The sequence below is a fragment of the Paenibacillus sp. FSL F4-0122 genome (genome assembly GCF_038002845.1).
Classification (GTDB): domain Bacteria; phylum Bacillota; class Bacilli; order Paenibacillales; family Paenibacillaceae; genus Paenibacillus_AQ; species Paenibacillus_AQ odorifer.
This window is the reverse complement of sequence record NZ_JBBODI010000001.1, coordinates 4,630,023-4,654,087: the sequence shown is the minus strand read 5'-3', so window position 1 is coordinate 4,654,087 and position 24,065 is coordinate 4,630,023. Positions and strand designations below refer to the sequence as shown.

Sequence of the window (24,065 nt, the reverse complement as noted above, 5' to 3'; positions counted from 1 at the left end):
TCTTTTTGCCTCCATTTTCTTGTTCTAATTGTTTTCCACCCCTGTTTGTTCAAAAGCTTCATATGTAATTCCGCACCCAGCGCCCCATCTTATGTTAATATAATGAAAAGTCTTCCTTATGTGGTGGAGTTGACAGAACATATACATATATACCCAATTTATGGATATCTAGAATCAATATTATTAAAATTCTCAAACTTTATTTTTGATGGATGTTTTCACGTTCAAAGGAGGTTTGTCTATGCAGCTTTCATCTTTTTTTGATCGCCAGCACGCGGAGGATTTCATCATGTTCTCATCTTCGCATTGGGTTGCGCTGTCTATCATTACGTTAAGTTGTCTACTGCTCTATGGCTTACGGTTTGAAATTCGTGCAGATTCAAGACTTCGGCAAAGTGTGCGTTTGCTGCTAATCATTCTACTTGTAGTCTCAGAAGCCGGGCTGCAAATGTGGTACATCTCTCAGAACATCTGGCGCTCCAGCTCCTCATTACCGTTCGAGCTCTGTGGAATCACTCTACTGCTGTCTATTATCATGTTAATTTCACGCAGTCGAACCCTTTATTCCTTTCTCTACTTTGCCGGGATCGGCGGAGCATTTATTGCTTTGCTTACCCCTAACCTAGTTTATCCGTTCCCTCATTTCCGCTTTCTCCTGTTTTTTATAGCTCATGGTTCTATTATTCTGGCGTCTCTTTATATGACCTGGATTGAGGGCTACAAGCCGACTTGGAGATCGTTACTCATCACCATGCTTGGCCTCAATATTGTGGCTGCCTGCATCTGGACTGCTAATTACTTCCTAGGCTCAAACTACATGTTCCTATCCCAGAAGCCTAGCACCTATTCCGTATTGGATTATTTTGGACCTTATCCTTATTACCTGCTTGTTGAAGAGCTGTTTGCCTTCACTGTGTTTCTTGCCATGTATTTGATATTCTTCTGGCTGCCAGAACGGCGCAATTCGCGGCGTACACAGGTTAGGCGGATTCTTTAACAACACAAAAAAGCCAGCCCCGATATTCGGAGACTGGCTTTTTAACTATTAAATCTTAAGCTTCGATGATTTCTACCGAAGTCATTTTGTCGCGTCCTTTGAAAGCATCAACAAGATCCATGCCTTCTACTACTTTACCAAACACAGTGTGTACTCCATCCAAGTGTGGTTGTGGAGCGTAGCAGATGTAGAACTGGCTTCCGCCTGTGTTCTTACCCGCATGTGCCATAGCAAGTGTTCCGCGTTCGTGTTTGTTTGGGTTAATTTCGCAGTTGATTGTGTATCCTGGACCGCCAGATCCAGTTCCGTTAGGGCATCCGCCTTGAGCAACGAAACCAGGGATAACACGGTGGAATGTTAATCCGTTGTAGAAACCTTCTTTTGTCAGCTTTTCAAAGTTGGCTACAGTGTTAGGTGCATCTTGATCGAACAAGTCCAGCAGCACTACGCCACCATTTTCTAGAGTGATTTTCGCTTGCTTTGCCATATGTAAATGACCCCTTTCAAAATTAACAAATTTAGAATACCTCAATTATATTACTATGAAACCACGCACAAAGCAAAGCAAGCAGGAGACTTTCCTGCTTGCTCTATATGCTGCTCAACCTTACCCACCTTACAGCAGCAGGCTTTTACTTAGCAACAACTGTCTGTTTGGCGATACGCTCTGGTACAATATCGTTGGCAATAAGATCCGTATAGCTTTCACGACGCACTACAAGATCGCTTTGTCCGTTCTGTACGAATACTAAAGCCGGACGGCGAAGACGGTTATAGTTGCTGGCCATGGAGTAATTATACGCACCTGTGCAGGCTACAGCCAACAAATCGCCGCTTTCAGCCTTTGGCAGCTCTACATCCCAGATCAACATATCTCCGCTCTCGCAGCATTTACCAGCGATGGAAACAGTCTCAGTTGCGTCTTCGTTAGCACGGTTAGCAAGCAATGCCTCGTATTTAGACTGATACAAAGCAGGGCGTGGATTGTCGGTCATTCCACCATCAACAGCAACGTACTTACGCACGCCAGGAATGTCCTTGTTAGATCCTACAGTGTACAATGTAGTACCTGCATCTCCAACAATACTACGGCCCGGCTCCACCCAAATTTCCGGCAAAGCACTATAAATTCCCGCAAAATGAGTCTTCACTGCATCCGTAATCGCTGCAACATATTCAGAAACATGTAGTGGGGTATCTCCCTCAACATAACGAATGCCGAAACCTCCGCCAAGATTGACTACACGGAAGTCCACTTCCAAGCCTTCTTTAACACTGCGGGCAAAAGTTGCCACACGCTCAACAGCCAGCTGGAAACCATCGGTTTCAAAGATCTGCGAACCAATATGGGAATGCACACCAAGCAGCGTGATATTCTTTTTGCTGACTGCTGCTTTCACTGCTTCATAGGCCGATCCATTACCGATATCAAAACCGAATTTGGAATCCGTCTGGCCAGTTGCGGTATATTCATGAGTATGCGCTTCTACACCTGGTGTCACCCGCAATAAGATGTTCACATTAACTTCTTTACGTGCGGCAATGGACTGCAAAAGGTTAAGCTCTACCAGATTATCGACTACAAAGCAGCCGATTTTGGCATCAATCGCCATTTCGATCTCTTCAGATGTCTTATTGTTGCCATGAAAATGAATACGTTCTGCCGGGAAGCCAGCTTGCAAAGCTGTATATAGTTCGCCGTCAGATACAACATCCAGTGACAAACCTTCTTCATCAGCCAAACGAACCATTGCCATTACTGAAAACGCCTTGCTTGCGTAAGCTACTTGGAAACCAAGGCCGGAGGCTTTAAAAGCATCCATATATTCCCGGCAACGTTGTCTAACCAATTGCTCGTCCAATATATATAGCGGGGTTCCATATTCCGCTTTCAATTCAGTTACATCACATCCGCCGATCTCCAAATGCCCAGCATCGTTAATGCGGCTAGTACCGTGTAGAAACATTCTTTAGTCCTCCAATTTCTGTGGAATATCAAGGTTCCACCCTGTCTTAGTGTATTCAGTATAACAGACAGTGGGAACTCCATTGAATGGACTAATTTGCAGTAGTTTTGTATTTTCCTACGATTGTTACTCATTCTCTTGAGATGGCGGCATTCTGGTATTGTCTCTGGTTTTGTTAAAAGACGGTCTTTCCTTCGAACTTAGGACCGGTTTACGCAATAGAATTTCACTCATTGCCTTTGCATTAAAGGGTATAAACGGCCACATATATGAGGAGTTATAGGACCGATGAGTGGTTAAGAAGATAGTCAGCAACGTCGTGCCAATCATAAAGCCTGGTACCTGGAACGCCGCTACGGCAATTAATAACACAAGCCTGACTATACGATTCGCCAGACCCAGCTCATAACTCGGAGTCGCGAACATACCGATTGAGGCTACCGCCATATATAGTACTACTTCGTTTACAAACAGACCGCTCTGCACCGCTATATCACCAATCAATATGGCTGCAATCAAACCCATCGCTGAGCCTAAAGGTGTTGGGGTATGCACGGCGGCCATCCGCAGTAAATCAACCCCAAGCTCTACAATCAGAAACTGAGCGAGAATAGGAATTCTCGCTGTCTTTTGCGGCCCGATAAAATCCAGCATAGCAGGCTTTAACTCAGGATGGATAACAAGCAGCATCCATAACGGGAGCAGGAACATGGAGGCGAAGATGCCGATGAAACGGACCCACCGCAGATATGTCCCCATAAAAGGAGTCTGACGATTCTCCTCCGCATGCTGGCAAAGATCAAAAAAGGTGGTCGGAAGAACAATTACAATGGGTGAGGTATCCACGAATAATATGACCCGTCCCTCCAATAAATTGGAGGCAACAACGTCAGGGCGTTCAGAATAACGCACCATAGGATAAGGGTTCCACCCTCCGCCGATAATCGCTTCCTCCAATTGCTTATCCGCCAGTGGAATACCATCGATATCGATGCTGTTGATTTTATCGATGACAGACGTAACCTGTGTTTTATCAACGATATCATCGATGTAAGCCACACAGACATCTGTCCGTGTCCGCCGTCCCACTTGAAACATTTCAAGCTTCAGCCCCGGATCACGTATCCGTCTTCTTACAAGTGAAATATTACTAAGCAGGGTTTCTGTAAAACCATCACGCGCACCACGTACCACCCGATCAATCGAGGGTTCATCCGGACTTCGCATTGGGTAAGATCGAGTATCCATTAGGATAACTTTGTTCTCACCCTCAATAAATAGTGCGCTCATTCCTTTTAATACTTTATCGAAACATTCACTTAATACACTACCCTCTTCAACTTGAATATGAGGGATGTATTCGTTCATAAAGCTACCTAACACACCTGCGGACAAATTTTCTGAAGAAAGGTAGGTTAGTCGTTTCAGAATTTCATCCGTTACATCTTCGTTGGTGAATCCGCTTAAACAGAGTAAAGCTGTCTTATGTCCCCCAAAGGACATTTCTCTAAACGTCACATCAAAACTTGATCCCAGTCCCATCACTTCGGTCAGCGTGTTTTTTGTTTCTTGTAGAGAACCTGGGATATGATCATTGCCTTGCCAATAAATAACGGATTCCTTTAATGAGTTAGAATGCTCACTATCGCGTTTGTCTTGCAGCTTATTTTTCCCTTTGTTCTGAGTCTGCTGCTTCGCCTGCTTCTTCGAAGGCTTCGGTTGAGCTTGAGAACCCTCCCCGGTTCCGGTACCGTTATCTATGCCTCCTGCTGCCTGAGCATTCTGATCCTGTGCCTCATCATCTGATTCCGAATCCTCTGAATCCATACCAAATAACCTGGCAAAAAAACCTTTACTCGGCTCATTGGGCTCCTGATTGCCGAGCTCATCCGATGCTTCTGCATCTTGTTGCCCTGTTCCCTGCTCCGCAGTGGCATCTGCTGCATCCTGCTGCCCTGTTCCCTGCTCCGCAGTGGCTTCCGCATCCTGCTGCCCTGTTCCCTGCTCCGCAGTTGCATCTGCTGCATCCTGCTGCCCTGTTCCCTGCTCCGCAGTTGCATCTGCGTCTTGCAGCTCAGTGCCTAATTCGGCTGACGCCTCTGCATCCTCCTGGTCTTGGCTAGTTTCAGTTGTTGTAGAATTTTCCGCTGAATCTTCACTTTCCCCGATAGCTGAAGCTCCTACAGGTTCTGTGTGATCTGCAACTAGATCCGCTGCAGTTGTCTTCATTGCTGCAGCAGCTGCAGCATTATCTTCCAGATGATCATCTTCCGGTGCAGAATCACCGCTGTGAATAAACTTGCTCATTTCCTAACCCCCTGTTTACTGTCGGTATACAAACCAGTCGAACAAAGAACCCGCGACCTTCCCACTCACCATCGCCATTAACAAACCGAATAGATAATGTGTCATATTCAAGCGTTTAGCGAGTATCGGCAGCACATTTAATACTTCGGTCAATGCTGCAGCGAGCATCCCGACAAAAATCCCATCAAATAGTCCTACACCAAGTTCAACTAGAGGACCTGAGGTAATCTTCCAATTCCAAAAATCACTAACAGTACCTACTAAAGATCCACCTACCATCGCGCCTTCGTACCAATGAACTTTATCGTAAGAAGAGGTTAATTGCGCCAGACGCGGCACCATATCGAGCACAACAAATAGAGCGATCACTCCGCCGCCTACAGCAATACCACCCGCAATGCCCAGCAGCAAATTTAGTCCCAGTGCTATGGGTGCCGTCATCTTCAGTCCTCCGTATTCTCAGATTGGTTTTCACTTCGGCGCCTCATCTTGCTGTATTCCTCATTGATGACATATTGGTCGATGTTCTTCTGATACAGATACATTTCCACTTCCAGCGGAGTAGGCTCCTCGTTCCACTTCTTTTTAAATAAATGGTTGAAAAAAATGACCATCCCAAACCCGATGCCCAGAGAATAAGCAATCTGAAATATATAGGGATGCTCATCCCGATGACCCGTTAGCATCTCCACAATTCGAATTTGTACCTCCAGCATATTTACATCAGCATGAAAGTTCATAATTGTCAGAGCAGACCCAAAGAAAAGCAGCAGCCACACTAAAACAAACATCGCCACCGAAGGTTTCCGTCTCTCCACCTGACTCTCAATCTGCACAATCGTCCTCCCTTCACCGATCGGTTCAATGTCCGCATTCGGTATAAGTTCATATATCCGGGGGATAACCATCAACAGATCAATCAAAATCAGATTGCCGTCACTTTGCTCCGGCTTCATTAAGAGAATTGTCTCCAACGACTCTTTCAGCTCAGGCTCCGCTATCAAAAAAGCAATATCACCCAATGTGACACCTTTACCCTTGGGAACCATCACCCGATTTTTAAGCTGTATATAGATGGTGGGAGCAGAATGTTGTTTCATCCGCATTCCTCCTAAAGGTTATGGTGAAGCTCAGGTCCAAGATAACGGTAGTATGGGAGTAAAGCCTTATTTTTACTCTTGCTGCTCTGAATCAATTTCCTGAAATACTGAAATGTTGCTTGTTTATAGGTATCAGGAAAGGCCAATCCTTCTTCTGGAAATTAAAAAGAAGACAGCTCAAGGTAATTAACCTTAAGCTGTCTTCTTGTTTCTGCCAATTCATCAGTTAGATCGCAAGTAATCCAACATACCGTGCCTGTTCAATTTCATCCAGAAACGAGATATCCATTCCATTGATAAATGTGGTTGTCATCATTGCTACTCCTTTACAGAACCAAGTGTCATCCCTTTAACAAAATATTTTTGCAGGAAAGGATATACGATCAAAATTGGAGCGGCTCCGATAAATATTTGCGCGGCTCTCACCGTCGTCTGCGAGATCAGCTCCATTTCCTTTGGATTGATGCTCATGGAGCTCATATCCCGTTGAATGATAACCGTCTGCAGGAATGTCGCCAGTGGAAATTGCTTGGAATTATTCAAATACAATAGTCCATCGAACCAGGAGTTCCAATGGAATACCATGCTGAACAAGGCAATCGTAGCTATCGACGGCAGAGAAATCGGCAAGTAAATACTGAACAACGTACGGAAATGTCCGGCTCCGTCTATTAGCGAGGCCTCCTCCAGATCTTTTGGAATACCACGGAAGAAGTTCAGCATCAGAATCACCAAGAACGTATTTACCGCACCTGGCAGAACAAGTACCCAGAAGGAATCCATCAAACCAATCTTTTGAATCACAATGTAAAATGGAATCAATCCACCGTTGAACACCATACTGAAAACGAACAACCAAGAGTAGACATTACGGCCCTTGAAGGCTGAGTTTTCTTTGGACAACGGATAGGCTGCCAGAAAAGTAATTAAAAGTGTAAGTCCAGTCCCGAGTATGGTTCTTTGAACAGATACCCAGATGGAGTGTAGAAAGATTGGATTGTTTATTGTCTTTTTATAAGCTTCCAGAGAGAACTGCTTTGGCCATAACCCTACCAAATTGGCATCCGCTGCCGACTTCGCGCTAAAGGATACAGCCAGCACGTGAATCAAAGGTACAATACACATCAGTGCGAGCAGGATTAGAAAGCAAGTATTAAACACGTTGAATATACGATAACCTCTTGTTTTGTAATACATAAGTTGTCTCCCTCTTCCTTTGGTAGATTAGAAAATGCGATATCCTGCCCACTTCTTAGCCAAACTGTACGAGACGAGAATTAGGATCATACTAATGGCCGACTTAAACAGTCCGATTGCCGTACCAAAGCCCATCTCACCATTCAGAATAGCCGTGCGGTACACGAAGGTATCAATAATATCGCCTTTCTGATAGACCAGTGGATTGTAGAGGTTAAAAATCTGGTCAAACCCTGCGTTCAATACATTTCCGAGAGCCAAGGTACCTACCACCACAACCATTGGCAATAGAGATGGCATTGTGATAAAACGTGTCTGCTTCCAGCGGTTAGCGCCGTCTATTTCAGCAGCTTCATATAATGAAGGATTAATTCCTGCTAGAGCAGCTAAGAAAACGATCGTATTATAACCAAATTCCTTCCACACATCTGTGAGAATAACTGTGAACCGGAACCAGTTGTTGTCGCCTAAGAAAAAGATGGGTTTGAAGCCCATGCTGCCTAAGATCTGATTGACAAAACCATCTGTAGCAAGCAAATCCAGCAAGATCCCGCCGAGAATAACCCAAGATAAAAAGTGAGGCAAGTATACCAGTGTCTGAATAGTACGCTGTATGTATACCTTGCGAATCTCATTTAACAAAATGGCGAATACAAACGGTACAGCCAGATTGAAAATCATTTTTAGAACAGCAATAATCAATGTATTCCAAATGACCTGCATACTGTCATTACGTTCAAACAGATAACGGAAATTGTCTAATCCAACCCATGCCGAGCCTGAAATTTTCAGCCATGGCTTATAATCCTGAAATGCCATCACAATCCCGCCCATTGGAATAAAGCTGAAGATGATCAGGAATATCATCGCCGGCAATAACATCAAGTGAAAAGGCCATGTTTTTTTTAGTGTTCTCATCCTTGGTCCCCCATATCGTGTCAAGTTCTTCTGTAACCATACTCAAATTATAGCAACGCCCGAATTCCTCAAATAGCGAGCAAAACCAATATATATGGTACAAAAGCAATCTCTTTATCACATTGAAAAAAGAGGACTCCAAACGCAAACAGGGACCCTCCCTAAAGCCTAATGCTACGGCTGAAGAGATGGTCCCGTTTACTGCTTTTTACCTAGTCAAACTTAATCCAAACCTTATTTTACGCTGTCATACCATTCGTTAACTTCTTTAGTGATTTGATCGCCACCACCTGATTTCCAGGTCGCTACAAAGGAATCAAATGCATCCAGCGGTTTGTTGCCATAGATGATTTCATTAAACGTTTGGTTCTCAATTTTATTCAAATAGTCCATTTTCGATTTCATAGTTTCGGTCGTAGGACCTGTGAACATATTCTTAAAAGATTTATCCTCTTGCGCCAGCAGAACTTTTGCAGCCGCAGGGGTGTCTTTACCATAATTCACAGCTACGTCCTTCTCCAGACGGGTTGTTGGCTCTGCGCCATCTGCCAGGTTAAGGAGTGCTTTCATTTGGGCATCCGGGATCCGGGCACCGTCACGAACCAGCATATAACGAACGCTATTCACATAACCGCCAGCAATTTTATCATTTTCGATCATCTTACCGTTCGCATCTAGCTCATAGTCGTATCCTGCAAAAAGGCCGTTATCCAGTTCACTGCCTGGCGTTGGATTAGCAAAGTTATCGAACAGGTAGTTTTGATAAGTAAAGAAGGCTTCAGGATTTTTCATTTTCGTGCTGATCAAAGTTACACCGTTAGTGAATTGTGTACCATGACGCATAACCTTTCCATCTGGACCCGCTGGAATTTCAATTGGAGCCCATACTGCATCTGGAGAGTTCTTCACGGTATCCTGAAGCGGCCAGCCGCTCATCCAGTAAGGACCCGGGAGAATACCTGCTGTACCCGCAACTGCTGGTTCGGCAGTTTTGTTCTCATCCCAAAGAGCCGCTTCCTGAGGAATATAACCTTTATCCAACCATTCCTTCAGTTTTTCGAGCCCTTGCTTCATGCCAGCATTTACAGAGCCGTATTCTAATTTACCATCAGCATCTAGATTCCATTGCTGTGGCAAGGTTCCGTAAGCACCAAAGATCCAAGAAGGGTCGCCCATCCAAGTGTTCATCGTTGTTTTAAAGCCGATACTAAGTGGAGTTACCTTGTCTGGTGCCAAGCCATCAGGGTTCTGATTCTTGAACGCATCCATCACTTTTTCCAGCTCATCGATCGTCTTCGGTGCTTGCATATTCAGCTTATCCAGCCAATCTTGGCGGATCCACAGAATGTAATCATGGTTATATGCATAATCGAGAACAGGCAGACCCATTCTTTTTCCATCACGGCTGTATTGGTTCCAAACGTTAGGATCCTGTGCCATCGCTTCTTTCCATGTATCTGAAGCATATTTATCAAACAAAGTTCCTACATCAGCATACATGCCGGAATCGATCAAATCCTGTGCAATCGTGTTGTCGGCTGTACCGATGGTTACGACATCAGGCATGTCCTGACCTGAAGACATGGATAAACGCAGCTTCGTACCAAATGCGCCGTTCGTATCTGTGATGGACCAAAGGGACTTAATGTTGATGCCGAATTTTTCTTTAGCCCATTTTGTAGCCACGTTATTCTCAATGCTTTCACCGTTTTTGAATTTAAGTTCAGGGTCCACGCCCCATGCGGTTGTAAATGTCACCTCAGGATCGTATTTATCCTTGTAGGCGTTTTCAGAATTGGAAGCTGTATTTGCAGTCGCTTCACCAGCTGTTTTATCTCCAGCAGTGTCTTTACTATTAGCAGCGTTATTGCCTGAACAGCCCGCAAGGCTACCCGCCAAAAGCATGCTCATACACAGGAGCGGCAGCCATCTTTTTCTCTTCATCGCGCTCATTTTGTTCCCCCTTGGATTCCATAAGTGTTGGTTACAATTTAATTATAGGGAACGATTCTAAGCCCGAATACGTCATTTAAACAAGGTTTCTGCACCTTTCTCAACCTCTATCCGTCCCGGAATTCATTTGGTGTCATATGGTAGTGTTTTTTGAACATCTTACTGAAATATTGCGGATTTTGATATCCAAGCTCAGAGGTGATTTCATAGATTTTTTTATTCGTATTTTTAAGCAGATAAAGTGCCCGTTCCATCCGCATCCGAATAATATAGTCCCCAAGCCCTTCCCCAGTCTCAGCCTTATAAATCTTGGACAAGTAGACAGGATGCAAATATACATGATCGGCAATGGTTTTGACGGACAGCTCATGACCCGAATGGTTTCCTACCAGCTCATGGACCTGCTTGATAATATAACTTTTCGTATTCTGATCGCTTTCGGATAGCTCCTTCTGAAGCTTATCGAGCATATCAAACGCCCATTCTTTAAGCTTATCAAAAGAAACAATAATACTCTGCGTCAACAACGGATCTAAAGCGTATTGATCAATCTTGGAGATGAACTGGCCACTCTTATGCGCTATATACATAAATGCATTCGTTATCGATAGAAAGACCTCGTACAGATGTTCACTAGAAAACCGTGCATTCTCCATATCCCGGAACACGTCAGCAATTTTTTGCCTTGCTGTATCCCATTGTTTGGATTCCAACAGATGAATGAGTGTAGGTGGACGATAAAGACATTCGAGCGATTTGATGCTCATCGTCTCCTGATGCTGGCGATCATCCAAAAACAGCACGGAACTGGATTCATCATGTGCTGCCAAATACATCGAGCTAAGACCGCTTCGATAGGCAGCCGTCATCCCCTCTGGAAAGGTGAACCACTCCGTTACAATCAGTGAAATCTCACCCTTGAGGTAATTGCTTACACTAATTTGGAAATTCGCGATCACCGCTTTTAGGACTTGCTGCCTTGCAGCTTCATAGTTAGCAATTTGCTCCAATCCCTGCTGAACTGCCGGCTTTAATTCAACAAGCAGAATCAAGCAATCATGCGGCGCTTTGCAGAACCAGACATGGAACTGCTCCTTAAAAAGCTCCTCGGCAATGTTACCGATCGCATATTCCATTAGAGAAACCGAATGGTGATCCATGGCGGCATAATGTTTACCAAGCTGAATCAGCAGCATCGCTGCTTCAGCGTCCGGCTGGAAGGAGATTTCATATTCCTTCAGCTTAATGGCCAGCGTCCGCTCGGACAGCACCCTGCCGAGAAGCAATTCGTGCATCAGATTAGCCCGCAAAACACTGTAATCGGCTTTGCGATTATACAGCAGCAAATGATATCTATCATGGGCTTCCCATTCATCTTTCAAAGATTCAATCGCACCGGATACGCTTTTGATAAACTCGTCATCACTTACCGGCTTCAAAATATAATCAAATGCCTGCAGTTGAATAGCTTTTTTCGCATATTGAAAATCGGAATAACCCGTCAATAAAATGGACCGAATATTTGGCCATTTCTCGCCTACGGCTTCTATTAATTGCAGGCCAGTCATTCCTGGCATTGAAATATCAGTAACCATAATATCTATAGCCTGCTGTTCCATAATTTGCAGAGCTTCAGCACCCGATGCCGCTTGATGCACCTGCTTCACCCCGATTTCAGCCCATGGAATAGTACGAGCTAAACTTTCCGTAACATAGGGCTCATCATCAACTAACAACAGCTCTATCATTCTTTCCCCTCCTAGATGTCATTCCATTTCATTGTCTGTGTTGGGCAGCAACCACTGCAGTGTCACCTGTAATCCTCCAAGCGGAGAAGGCGAGATGCGCAAGCCAGACGTCTCCCCAAAACGCAGCCGCATTCTCTGATGCACATTCCATAAACCGCAGCCCATTTCTTCATCCATCGCCCTGCTTAGTTTATTTTCCAATTCTATAATTCCCTCTGGCGTCATGCCCTGACCATCGTCCTCAACCGTAAGCGTCATTTCTCTGCCTACACATGAACCCGTAATCCGCACCAGTCCCTCTTTGGCGATGGGCTCAATTCCATGTATAACCGCATTCTCCACCAGAGGCTGCAGTACGAGCGGCGGAAGCTCTCTTTTGCGCATTTGCGGTGGGATATTGATCTCATAACGAAGTCTGCTCATCCTCATCTTCTGGATCTCCAGATAATGATTCACAAATTCCACCTCTTCAGACAGCGCAACCAAATCACGTTCCTGACGAGTGGTGTATCTGTAATATCGGGACAAATTATGCGACATCCCAACGACTGCCCCCATATTATCGAGCTTCGCCATACTTGTAATAAAGGAGAAGCAATTATAGAAAAAATGTGGATTTATCTGTGATTGAAGCTGCTTTAAGCGGGCTTCGCGAACATGGATTTTCTCCATCAGCACATTCTCGATCAGCATCTGAATCTGTTCTACCATACTGTTAAACCGGCCGGACAGGAAGCTGAATTCATTCTTCCCTTTAATCTCCACTCGCGCAGAATAATCCCCTTGCTTCAACCGTTGAAAGCCTCCAACCAATAACCTTATAGGCACCTGCACTTGAACATATAACAGATAGGCTACGAGACAGCTCATTAACAACAAAGCACTGATCGCAAAATAAAATAAACGATTAGAGGTCAGGATTGGATGTAGGATTTCAGTCAGCGGCATATAGTCGATCAAATACCAGCCCATTTTGTCCGAATAGACGATATTTACACTGTAGGATTCACCTTCTATTTTGACCGTGCGGTTCTCACTAGGCTTCAGCTGGGTCTCTTCCAGCCTGTCTACCAATTCTTTAGCTAACACCTTGTCGGCACTGCGGTTAAAAATAAGTCCTGTTCCCTGCTTATAATAAAAAGGGTCTCTTCTGCCATCACTTTTGAATTTATCCAGCATATCTTCTATGTTCCGGCTGTCGAACTCTACCTTCATAACCGTTTTGACTTTTTCCGGAGCGAATTCTGACATAAAAGGTGTAAAAGAAAACCACGAGAATACGAAGCGGTCACCCTCCTGCCCTTCAATCTTCTCCACATGCCAGCCCGACTTCACTTCCCGCTTCAGATCCTCATCTTCGTATAACTTCGCATCATTTTCAGATACCATACGATGAATGGACGGGGAGTATAAATACAGCTTACTCTTCCAATTGGAGGAGCTTTCTTGAATGCTGATTTTGGTCTGAATCCGTTTGATCAGGTTTATCGTATCCAGATTCAAACGCCCTTTTTCCAGATAAGTGTCCTTAAGGCTGAGGATATCAGGATCATGGATCAGCAGAATCGGCCACGAGGACAATAACTCCATATTACTTTCTACCTGATTCAGAAAAAAACTAAGCTGATTATTATTCGAAGTATTTAACTCCGTACGCAGCACATCCGTGGTCGTTTTATTGGAATAGAAGTAAAGGATGGTTATCGGGATCAGCATAATGACCATGATACACACGATTTTGGTAAATAAATTATATCTATACACGTTCTTTCACTCTCCGGCTCAAATGTCATAGCCCCTATTGTACAAACAATCCCTACTTGCGAAAAGATAAATATCTAAAAAATGTGGTAAAGACAGGCCCTAACTGCCTTTTCGAGCACAGTTATTGCCTGTCTGCCTATTATTGCTGCAAAAGATTGAGTATGATATAAGCCGCTTCAGCGCGTGTTGTATAGGCTTGCGGACGGAAATTGCCATCTTCGAATCCATTGATAATCCCAGCCTGCGCAAGCGCTGTGATCCCTTCACTGGCATACAACGAGATCAGGTCTTTATCTTTAAAAGAAATAACGTTCACATCCGTCTGACCGTTCACTTTCTCCGCCAACTTAAGCGCACGATACGAAATAGCTGCCATTTCTTCACGGGACAATTTATCATTCGGGCCAAAAGTGCCATCCGCATGTCCTTGTACAACACCCAATTTCCCAGCAGTAATCACAACAGAGCTATACCACGCATCAAGGTTCACATCTTTAAAACTGCCTGTTCCTCTTTCTGCTTTTAGCTCCAGCGCGGACAGCAGCATGCTGACAAATTCAGCGCGTGTAACCTCCCCTTGCGGATTAAAGATCCCGTTTCCTATTCCTTGCACGATCCCTTTAGCCGTCAAGGATTCAATCGCTAACGTGGCCCAATCTGCTGCTTTTAAATCTGTGTACCCCACCTCTGCGTACCCCGCAGCATAAATGCTGAAATGACTTGGATTAAACACAATCTGTTCCGCGGTTGGGTTGTACCGCACAGCTTTGATAACTTCAAGTTTTCCATCAGCAAGTATCGAATAAACAGCAATCCGCTGGCTCTGCTCCCCGAGCTTCAGCTTGTAGTGGAAGGCTACCGATATTGCTCCTTTTTTGAAAACATCGATAGAAGTCCCGTCTACTGACACATGGATGTTATAGGCCGGGTAGTCTTTTGCTCCAGTTACCAATGGTGAAGGCAAGGTTGGCGTAGCTACCTGAACCAGTGAGAGCGTTAGTTCCTTAGCTCCCGTCTTTATAATTCCTGCACTAGCTTCCGTAGAAACCGTAACAGATGCCGCACCATATACAATTACTATTTGGGGATGTTTGCCCTGCTCTAGTATAGAACTCAACGGAAGATGAACGACTGCTCCCTTAAGCTCTCCCGTCGATGGCAGAACAGAAATAATCAGTTTTTCATCCGCCGGAAGCGTCGACAGCGCCTTATTGATATCCTCTATACCTAGCGTGATATCAGCTATGCCGGAAATTCCTGCTTGTGCCTTCACCTGAAGTTGTCCTGCCGCTGTATGTTCGACCACTGCTTTATTTGCTGAATTTACAACGCTTGAATCTCTGACCGTGATGACAGGATCAGGATTAACTCCCGTTCCGGGTTCTTCACCAGTGCCAGGATTCCCTTCCGTTCCGGGTTCCTCACCAGTGCCGGGATTATTTCCTCCCGTTCCGGGTTCCTCGCCAGTGCCAGGATTTCCTCCCGTTCCGGGTTCCCCACCAGTGCCGGGATTTCCTCCCGTTCCCGGTTCCTCTTCGCCCCCCTCACCGGCCACCGGGGTTTTGAAGACATTTAATGAAGAGAGTGCATTCCCTGCAAAATCGAACATTGCCTGATTCTCCCAAGCATTTCCTTCGCCTACCTTCCAGCCTACACCTTGCACTGGAATCCAAGCTGGTTCCCAATAGAACAAGCCTGTTCCTTTACCATCGGGTACTTTGGACAATACATTCATTACTGTTTTGACCTCAGCCATTTGACCTGCAACCGTAGCTGGGAAGCCACTGCCGTCTAGCTGATCCTGACGAGCGATGTTATTCTCAAAGTTGTCGCCGTCCTGCAACGTGTAAGGATATGCGGTTTCCGTCACAATCACTTCTTTACCATATCGTTTAGAGATATCGTCCAAGTTAAACTGCAGGCTATCCATCGTTCCGCTCCAATACGGATAAAAGGACGCGCCGATCACGTCATAATCAAGATTCCGCTTCGTTAATTCGTCAAAGAACCAACGAAACATATCATTTTTGCCACCTTCAGCAAGATGGATCATAATTTTGATATCCTGATCTGCACTCTGGCTGTCTCTAACTCCCTTCACTCCACTCTCTAGAAGCGGAACAACCTTCTCAAAAGCATTCTCTTGATCATAGGATTTGCCGTCAGGCCATAACAAGCCCCCATTAATCTCATTTCCGATTTGGACCATATCGGGTGAAGCTCCCTTTTCCTTTAGCTCATCCATAACATCTTTGGTATAGTCATATACCGCTTGCTTCAATTCATCATAGGAGTAATCCGCCCATGCTCCCGGCTTGTTTTGCTTTCCGGGGTCAGCCCAGAAATCAGAATAATGGAAATCAAGCAACAGCTTAAACCCTTTGGCTTTGACGCGCTGCGCCATTTCCACAACATGCTCACGGTCATTATAGCCGCCAGCTTCCTGAGGATCATTCCATAAACGTAGCCGAATGTAATTTACACCCCGGCTTTTAAGAATATCCAGCAAATCCTTTTCTACTCCATTGTCGTAATACTTTCCACCGGCATCCTCAATCGCTTCCAGTGTGGAAATGTCCGCACCTTTTATGAACCCGGATTGCAGCACAAGCGGAGTAACCTGAATATCAGCTGTGGGTTGTAGGTCTGTCCCTGCAACTTTCCCCATTACGCTGTAAGTTCCTTCAACCGCGTACTCCGCCTCAGTAAGGTCATCCCAGGTTACAGGCAGCTGTTTGCTTGACCCATCTTCGTATATAGCCGTTACCACTGATGGCAATAAAGCAGGCACATCCGTAATTGTGCTGACATTTATGCTCTCAAATCCGACAATAGGCGTGCTGCTGTCACCTACTACTGTTACCTTCGCCACTGCCTTCTGCACAGTACCTGAGATAGAACCGCTTACTGTAAAGGTTCCGGGACGGGAATACTCTGCTGGCAGGATCACATCCCAAGTAACCTGAGCATCCTCCGTGTCAGAATTGCTATATACCACAGTTACAACACTTGGAAGCTCAGGGGCTTGCCCAATTTCCGTGTCCAACCGTACTGGCAGTACAGTTTGTATTTCACCCTGTGCCGGCTCATGCGGCGGGCCGGCTGCGGGAACACCCCAGACCTTCAGATCATTAATGGCTGCCCATTTTCCGCCGTTGATGCCGGTCAGGTTGACCCTTACATAAGAAACATTCCGCAGCTTGAAAGCATTGTACTGAGTTTGCTCTACACTGCTACTCTGACTTTTGTCCACAACTGTTGTCCATACCTTATGATCACGTGATACTTCAATCGTATATTGATTAATGTAACTCCATGCATTCCAGATGACGGTTGCACCTGACAAATCATATACACCTTGCAAATCTACTTCCAGCCAATGAGGAAAGCTCCCGTCATTCGCCGTCCAATGTGTGTTCCATTCATCCGCATCCACTGCGTTACCCGCTTCATACCCTGCAAGCTCACTATCTGATATTGCAGGCTTACCTAGGGCAATATTCTCATCTCCTGCCGCTTGAGCAGACGGCCCAAACGTAAAAGGGGAAATAAGAAAGGTCAGAATCATAAATAATACAAATGATTTCTTCAATGTCTGTTTCCTCCTAAATAATTTAATAATGGATTATGTACTCAGTGGCACAGTCATTTTGTGCACCCCCTAATTGTAAACGCTTTATTAATTCTGCTATATGTTACATTAGAAACATTTCAGCAGTTTTTGCAGTCGATTTGATCTAAGCAAGGAGTAAAATCACATACAAAAAAAGATGATCCGAAAGCCATAAGGCTTCGAATCATCTTTATATAGGTAGAACCATTCCACTTCAATTTGCTCAGAGCGTTTGTGGTTTGGACTGTTGATTAGATAAAAAGAATAAAGCGACCCAGATCAAGGCAAATCCGAGAATCTGCGGGATAGTGACCAGCTGTTGGAACACGATCCAGTTGATGATTACTCCCGTCATAGGAAAGCTGAGTTCAGCTAATGTGGCGAAGGAAGCTTTGGTCGTGCTAAGCCCTTTGTAATACAACAACATACTAAGAAGTCCTGGCAGCAAAGCTTGCAGCAATAGATTAATCGCAATGGCTGCCGATGCACCAAACCCGCCATGAATCTGCCACGGTGCACCTTCTAGCGTAGTGATAACGAACAGTAAAGGAAGCGCAAGGATAAACCGCAGCGAAGTCACTGTCTCATATTTCATAGAACCGAGCAGATAACGTCCCATGACTGTCGATCCCCCCCACAGTGCAGCTGCTCCCAAGGCCATCAGACTGCTAACCCCAATAAAGTTATTCACATGTCCGAAAGGGATACTCCAGCCAAAGGTCAGCAGATAGGTTCCTACCAGCGCCAACACAATGAGTGGTCCGAAATTTTTAGGCAAACGTTCTTTAAGAATTAAAGCAGCTAGACCGATCGCGAATATTGGCTGAAGCTTTTGCAGTAACAGCACCGCATTCAAATCCCCACTGGAAAGTGCCATCGTAAATAGGATCGTCGCCCCGGCAGAACCTCCCCATGAAACAATCAATAAAGCACCAATCTGGCGAAATCCAATTCCTTTAAGCTCCGCCCGGTGACGCCAAAGAACAGGTGAAGCAGCCAAGAAAAGCACCACATGCTCCAGAAGAACAATTTGCGATGAGGTCAAAGATTTTAACAGGATGATACGAAAGAGCGGATCAACGCCCCATAATGCTGCACCAATCACAACGAGCCAAAATCCACTGCGTAGCGCTGATGTACTGCCAACCTTAGTTGATGATGAAGCTGTAACATTACTCATAATTTCATTCTCCTTGTCGATACAAACCCTCGATAAGAGACCAAAAACCCCCGAATTACCAAAAAGGTAAACTCGGGGGCATTATCAATAAAGACGTACAAGGATAGACTCCTAGCGTCTTTATCTTATGATCCTCTCCCATCCGGACTTTACCGTCGGCTCTGGATTTACACCAGATCAGTCACTTCTCTGCAAGCAGAACAAGTGAGTCGCGGGCTCAGTTCACTTTGAACATTACCGCCGGTCGGGAATTTCACCCTACCCCGAGAATCTTGTATTCCGTTGTTTTTTTCACAATCTCAGAATAAACCTCTTCTTGCCATTCGTCCAGTACTTTATGAAAATGTACACATTACTTTCATGTTTCGCAGCATTTTATTACATGTTTGTTCGTAATTGTTCTACTGCTTCATCCAAAAAACTTCTGTATAATGAAAATATGTTGATTTTTCCATAGTTTAGTAATCATGTCGAGGAGGTTGTTATGAAAGAAGCATTCTGGACGAAGTTATTGTTCTCCATCTTTGCCGTTGGAGGAATAGCTTTTTTAGGATTCATAGGTGCTATAATTACTGCGCTTTACGGAGGACTGCTGTTTTATACCCCACTTGTGGCAATCTTAGCGATCGTATTAGCCATCTATGTTGTACTTATCATATTTAATGTGTTGTCACGAAAAACAAGCAATATTGTATTGTTATCTATCCTCGGACTTAGTCTGCTCGCGACCGCAGGATATGAGATCAAGCAAGCGTACGTCAACAGAATTGCCATGGTCGATGATCGGGAGGTTAATCTGCTACAATATGAACCCTTTGCTGAGAAGACCAAAGCAGTGAATCTGGATGAACCTTCTTCCTATCATATCGCTAGCAATCTTCCAAGATTGGACGGCGCAACCGCACTTTATCCACTGTATTCAGCTTTCGTTCAAACTACTTATCCTGAGGGTTATTATAATCCGTATGATTTTCAAACAAGTCAAGTAATTTGCAGCAGCACACCTGAAGCTTACAAGAGATTAATTGAAGGAGAAACCGATATTATATTTGTAGCGGCTCCGTCAATCGCACAACAAAAAGAAGCTAAGCGCAAAGGTGTCGAACTGAAGCTTACGCCGATCGGCCGCGAGGCCTTCGTATTTTTTGTAAACAAACGAAACGACGTAACCGGACTTTCCACCGCTCAACTTAAAGATATTTACGCAGGCAAGATCACAAATTGGAAAGATTTAGGCGGAGCTAATAACCGAATCCGTGCTTTTCAACGGCCTGAAGATAGTGGAAGCCAGACGATGTTGCAAAAGTTTATGAAGGACACTCCACTCATGAAGCCGCCTCAAGAAGACGTAGCGGATATTATGAGCGGTATCATTCAACAAACCTCCAGCTATCGAAACTATAAAAATGCACTGGGCTACAGCTTCTTATTTTACGCCTCAGAAATGAATCGGAACGGGGAAATAGCCCTGCTGGCCATCGATGGTATCCAACCAGACAAGGAAAGTATTCGTAGTGGACAGTACCCATTGGCAACAGAATTTTATGCAGTGACCGCGGGAAGCGACAACCCTAATATTCAACCCTTTCTGGATTGGATTCAATCTTCTCAGGGTCAGAAATTGGTAGAGAAAACAGGTTATACATCGTTAAAATAACATATCTCTAGCGAATGAGAGCTATCCCAAATGTTTGGGAAGGCTCTTTTTCTATTTTTATACCGAAAATTTTCCTTTTTATCGCTTGTAGAGCGCAACTTTTGGAAACTATTGTCGTTTATACTTTATACGAGCCTTAAACGGCATCAAAGGAAGAAAAAGTAAGAATTGCTAGAGACCAATAAACGGGGATGGTAGGGATTGCAGATGAAAAAGTTTGGTTTTTTGGCGTTACTGCTGCTTTTGTTGGTGCTGGTTCATCCAGGAACTGGTTATGCCGGCTCTACGGAAACACACATCAACCTAGACGGCAACGATCTTAAGATTTCCAAAGAAGCACAGGTACAAATTGTAAATGGCAGTGTAATGGTTCCTCTTCGCGTTGTTGCGGAACAGCTTGGTTATACCGTGAAATGGGATAATGTGGCCAAGACAGCGATCATTGAGCAAAAGGGAACTACTTTAAAACTGATCGTGGATAATACGATGGCAGAAGCTTCAGGGAAACAAGTCAAACTGGACAACCCTCCGTTTCTCAGTGGCAGCACAACCCTTGTTCCTTTAAGATTTGTTGGGGAACAGACAGGAACTACTGTCGGTTGGGACAATGTAACCAAAACCGTATATTTAACCTCTCCAGTGCCTGAGGTTGGGGGAAGCGATCCGGAAGTTACGGTTCCAGAACCCACTCCAACAGCACCTTCGGAGAACGGATCAACCGGGAATACAGCAACTGAAGGGAATAGCTCAGTGGCTGCAGTCACCAATCTTAGCTTCATCAATAACCAGCTGGTTATTGCAGTGAACGGCAGTATAAAACCTACCGTGTTCACTATGACAGACAAAGACCGAATTGTCGTGGATTTACCGAATACTGGCTTTGGAACCGACTTCCATCAGAATCTTTCCGTAGGAAAGAACCAAAGCGGACAGTTAACGGTTACCGACTATCCTAATGTCTCTGCCGTTCGCTATTCATTGTTCAGCAGTTCCCCATCGACCATTCGGATCGTCATTGATCTAAACAGCGCTAATAGCTACAGTCTGATAAATGCTAATGATGGACTTATTATTGTGGATCTTAATGGGACTAGCGTTACGCTTCCTGAAACCACCTTACCAGAAGTACCGGTTATAACTCCTCCACCTTCTACCGGCAACACAGACAAGAAGATAATCGTCATTGATGCAGGACATGGAGGGAAAGATCCAGGGAGTTCAAGTGTTAACAAGCTTAAAGAGAAAGATTTCACCTTGCCGACAGCACTGAAAATTGCAGAATTACTAAAGAAAGAACCAAATATCGAGGTTATACTCACGCGCAGTGGCGATACATACCCAACTCTACAGGACAGATCTAACCTCGCCAACAATGTAAAAGCCGATCTATTTATCTCTGTTCATGCCAATAGTATTCCGGCGGGCAGTAAAAGTAATCCTAGTGGCACAGAGACCTATTACACACGTAATGATAGCTTATTATTCGCTCAAACCGTTCACAAATACCTCGCAGTTGCTACAGGACTGCAGGACCGAGGGGTTCGTCAAGCTAACTATCATGTAACAAGAGAAACCAAAATGCCTGCAATATTATTAGAATGTGGTTACTTAAGCAATACCAAGGATGAAGCATTACTCTTTACCCCGGACATCCAGAATAAAATAGCCGAAGCAGTAGTTTTAGGAATCAAAGAATATTTAGGTCGTTAAAAAAATGGGTGTCCCATTAGCCATGCAGGCTGATAGGACACCCATCTTTTATTCGGTAGTTGTGTTCCAAACACTCATTCGTTCCCGCAGATTCGAGGTATGCAGCTCTAGCTGTATACCATCCGGATCTAGAAAATTGACCGTCCAGCCTATTCCCCGTTTGATTGGCCCTCTAATTATGGGCACATTCTGGGTTTGCAATACTTGGACGGCTTCCTCAAAATGTTCCTCTGCAATACTAAAAGCGATATGGTCTACCCCAACTACTTTATCTGCAATCGCCATATAATCAGGCTTTTCAAGAAGACATATCCAGGCACTTCCCCATTCCAGATAAGCATCAGTTTTACCTCTATGAACTAGCTGAAGGCCCAGAACTCCTGTGTAGAAATTCAGGGAATTCGCTAAATTACTGACATTTACGGTCACATGGTTAAAGCCTTCTACCTGCATCTTTATTCAGCCTCTCAATCTTCTTAAGCCAGCATAGTGACAATTCTTTTGCGTTTCTCTGCCTCAGGATCATAAGCTACATGCGTATCTTCATCAAAGATCAAGGTAGCCCGTTCCTCCAGATTGTATTTCGGCCATAACCTCTCTGCTGTAGCCGGATTTCCTTGATGAGCGAAAGCAATCCAAGCATCATGCATAACTTCAGCCAACTTCTGCATCGTTGGATTAATTTCTGCCCTAAGATGGGTTAGATGAGATAGATTATTAAAGGCATAGACGATTTCTGCACTATGCACAGCTTTATTTAACAATGGATGACCTGGGATCGTGCCGTCAAAACGGTACATCCAGACAGGTGCATATTTCAGTTGGTTCTCTGCCAGGGACACCGAGGTTCCCCAGAAGTAAAGATCCGTTAGAATTTCGGCTTGTCCCTCCCATGAGGATGAATAATGGTTCGCAATCTCCTTCAGACTCCCAGTACCCATCATCTGCTCCAGCGCCTTGAGTGAATCGTCAAAGTCTGCCTCAGGCGATTCTTCTCTGAAGAACAAGTTGCCCTCATCACGATTGGTTCCGATCAATAGCGGAATACCCTGTGCCGATCCTTCTGCCACAGCCTGTGCAGGTTCTACAGGAAGTGTATCCCCATCAATGATAGGCTGAAATAACATGCCAATTGAGCCACCCGTTAACTTTTTAGTCATTCTTGCGGCTGCATCGATAATTTGTTCAGAAGAAAATGTTTGCAGAAGACTGGCATCTCCATCTGGAGCAATCCCTAATTCAGCTAGTAGTGCAGCTGCAATGTACTTCCCCTGCTCGGAAGGCAGCGTCTGAGCAGCCCCGCTTTGCATAATCGCACCAGCGAACAACCCCTTCGCTGCTGGCATGGCCAAAAGGGCTGCGATACTCATACTCCCTGCTGACTCCCCGAATACAGTTACCCGCTGCGGGTCCCCACCAAAAGCAGCAATATTCAGCTTTACCCATTCCAGTGCGGCGATTTGATCCAATAAACCTTGATTAGAAGCAAGCCCATGGCCAAATGGAGACAAATTCATGAATCCAAATGGACCCAGCCGATAGTTAATGGTCACTAAAATTACTTTACCGCGTTCAGCGAAGCTTGTGCCGTCAAACTGCGGCTGACTTCCAGCCCCGGTCACAAACGTCCCCCCGTGAATCCAGAACATAACAGGCAGGGGCTCATCATGAACTGCTGGCGCCCAAATATTTAAATACAGACAATCCTCGGAATGAAGCGGCGTCTTGCCACCGAACCGAGTACCTCTCGTATCCGCTGGCTGATGACTAACTGGACCAAATTCAGAAGCATCTCTAACCCCATCCCAGGCTTCTGGTGGCTGTGGTGCACGAAACCGAAGTTCTCCAACAGGTGGAGCTGCAAAAGGGATCCCGCGCCAAATGTTCACGTCCCCCTCCTGTATTCCTTGAAGCTTACCATAAGAGGTTACTGCTATTGGTGCTCCCATTACAT

The 24,065-nt window shown here is 44.9% G+C and carries 17 protein-coding genes and 1 riboswitch; of the genes, 3 read left to right on the top strand and 14 right to left on the bottom strand.

Going from position 1 to position 24,065, the window contains the following annotated elements:
• The first annotated feature begins 241 nt into the window (after positions 1–241).
• Positions 242–997, top strand: a complete 756-nt coding sequence (locus tag MHH49_RS20125) for a YwaF family protein (RefSeq protein WP_036676136.1) — start codon at positions 242–244, stop codon at positions 995–997.
• 55 nt (positions 998–1,052) lie between these two features.
• Here the strand turns inward: MHH49_RS20125 and MHH49_RS20120 are convergent, their stop codons facing one another.
• From MHH49_RS20120 to MHH49_RS20065, 12 genes are all read right to left on the bottom strand, one after another.
• Positions 1,053–1,484, bottom strand: coding sequence for a peptidylprolyl isomerase (locus MHH49_RS20120; RefSeq protein ID WP_076274154.1), 432 nt, complete (start codon positions 1,482–1,484; stop codon positions 1,053–1,055).
• A gap of 145 nt (positions 1,485–1,629) precedes the next feature.
• Positions 1,630–2,964, bottom strand: a complete 1,335-nt coding sequence (gene lysA, locus MHH49_RS20115) for a diaminopimelate decarboxylase (RefSeq protein WP_036676133.1) — start codon at positions 2,962–2,964, stop codon at positions 1,630–1,632.
• Positions 2,965–3,090: 126 nt separating this feature from the next.
• Positions 3,091–4,791, bottom strand: a complete 1,701-nt coding sequence (locus MHH49_RS20110; protein WP_036676370.1) for a spore germination protein — start codon at positions 4,789–4,791, stop codon at positions 3,091–3,093.
• Positions 4,792–5,286: 495 nt separating this feature from the next.
• Positions 5,287–5,712, bottom strand: a complete 426-nt coding sequence (locus tag MHH49_RS20105) for a stage V sporulation protein AB (RefSeq protein ID WP_036676132.1) — start codon at positions 5,710–5,712, stop codon at positions 5,287–5,289.
• A 2-nt stretch (positions 5,713–5,714) separates the two neighbouring features.
• Positions 5,715–6,371 carry a stage V sporulation protein AA gene (locus MHH49_RS20100; protein ID WP_036676129.1) on the bottom strand — a complete coding sequence of 219 codons (657 nt, stop codon included), beginning with the start codon at positions 6,369–6,371 and terminating at the stop codon, positions 5,715–5,717.
• Between the two features lie 318 nt (positions 6,372–6,689).
• Positions 6,690–7,568, bottom strand: a complete 879-nt coding sequence (locus MHH49_RS20095; RefSeq protein WP_036676128.1) for a carbohydrate ABC transporter permease — start codon at positions 7,566–7,568, stop codon at positions 6,690–6,692.
• A gap of 27 nt (positions 7,569–7,595) precedes the next feature.
• Positions 7,596–8,486, bottom strand: coding sequence for an ABC transporter permease (locus MHH49_RS20090; RefSeq protein ID WP_036676126.1), 891 nt, complete (start codon positions 8,484–8,486; stop codon positions 7,596–7,598).
• Between the two features lie 234 nt (positions 8,487–8,720).
• Positions 8,721–10,439 (bottom strand): extracellular solute-binding protein, encoded by a 1,719-nt coding sequence (locus MHH49_RS20085; RefSeq protein WP_036676124.1) that lies wholly within the window; start codon positions 10,437–10,439, stop codon positions 8,721–8,723.
• Positions 10,440–10,546: 107 nt separating this feature from the next.
• The gene (locus tag MHH49_RS20080) at positions 10,547–12,187 is read right to left on the bottom strand and encodes a response regulator (protein WP_076179714.1); all 1,641 of its coding nucleotides are present in this window, start codon (positions 12,185–12,187) and stop codon (positions 10,547–10,549) included.
• 18 nt (positions 12,188–12,205) lie between these two features.
• On the bottom strand, positions 12,206–13,951 hold the full coding sequence (locus MHH49_RS20075) for a sensor histidine kinase (RefSeq protein WP_036676119.1): 1,746 nt from the start codon (positions 13,949–13,951) through the stop codon (positions 12,206–12,208).
• Between the two features lie 139 nt (positions 13,952–14,090).
• Positions 14,091–17,543 carry a glycosyl hydrolase 53 family protein gene (locus tag MHH49_RS20070; RefSeq protein WP_341138452.1) on the bottom strand — a complete coding sequence of 1,151 codons (3,453 nt, stop codon included), beginning with the start codon at positions 17,541–17,543 and terminating at the stop codon, positions 14,091–14,093.
• 244 nt (positions 17,544–17,787) lie between these two features.
• Positions 17,788–18,744, bottom strand: coding sequence for a DMT family transporter (locus tag MHH49_RS20065; protein ID WP_076101508.1), 957 nt, complete (start codon positions 18,742–18,744; stop codon positions 17,788–17,790).
• 126 nt (positions 18,745–18,870) lie between these two features.
• Positions 18,871–19,019: riboswitch (FMN riboswitch) on the bottom strand.
• Positions 19,020–19,228: 209 nt separating this feature from the next.
• On the opposite strand from MHH49_RS20065, the gene MHH49_RS20060 reads away from it, so the two are divergent.
• Positions 19,229–20,401 (top strand): PstS family phosphate ABC transporter substrate-binding protein, encoded by a 1,173-nt coding sequence (locus tag MHH49_RS20060; RefSeq protein WP_076101509.1) that lies wholly within the window; start codon positions 19,229–19,231, stop codon positions 20,399–20,401.
• A 207-nt stretch (positions 20,402–20,608) separates the two neighbouring features.
• Positions 20,609–22,111 (top strand): N-acetylmuramoyl-L-alanine amidase family protein, encoded by a 1,503-nt coding sequence (locus MHH49_RS20055; protein WP_076101550.1) that lies wholly within the window; start codon positions 20,609–20,611, stop codon positions 22,109–22,111.
• A 48-nt stretch (positions 22,112–22,159) separates the two neighbouring features.
• Here MHH49_RS20055 and MHH49_RS20050 read toward each other — a convergent pair whose 3' ends face one another.
• Entirely contained in the window at positions 22,160–22,564 is a 405-nt protein-coding gene (locus MHH49_RS20050) for a VOC family protein (RefSeq protein WP_038572459.1), read from the bottom strand.
• Between the two features lie 23 nt (positions 22,565–22,587).
• Positions 22,588–24,060, bottom strand: a complete 1,473-nt coding sequence (locus tag MHH49_RS20045) for a carboxylesterase/lipase family protein (RefSeq protein ID WP_076101511.1) — start codon at positions 24,058–24,060, stop codon at positions 22,588–22,590.
• Positions 24,061–24,065: the final 5 nt, after the last annotated feature.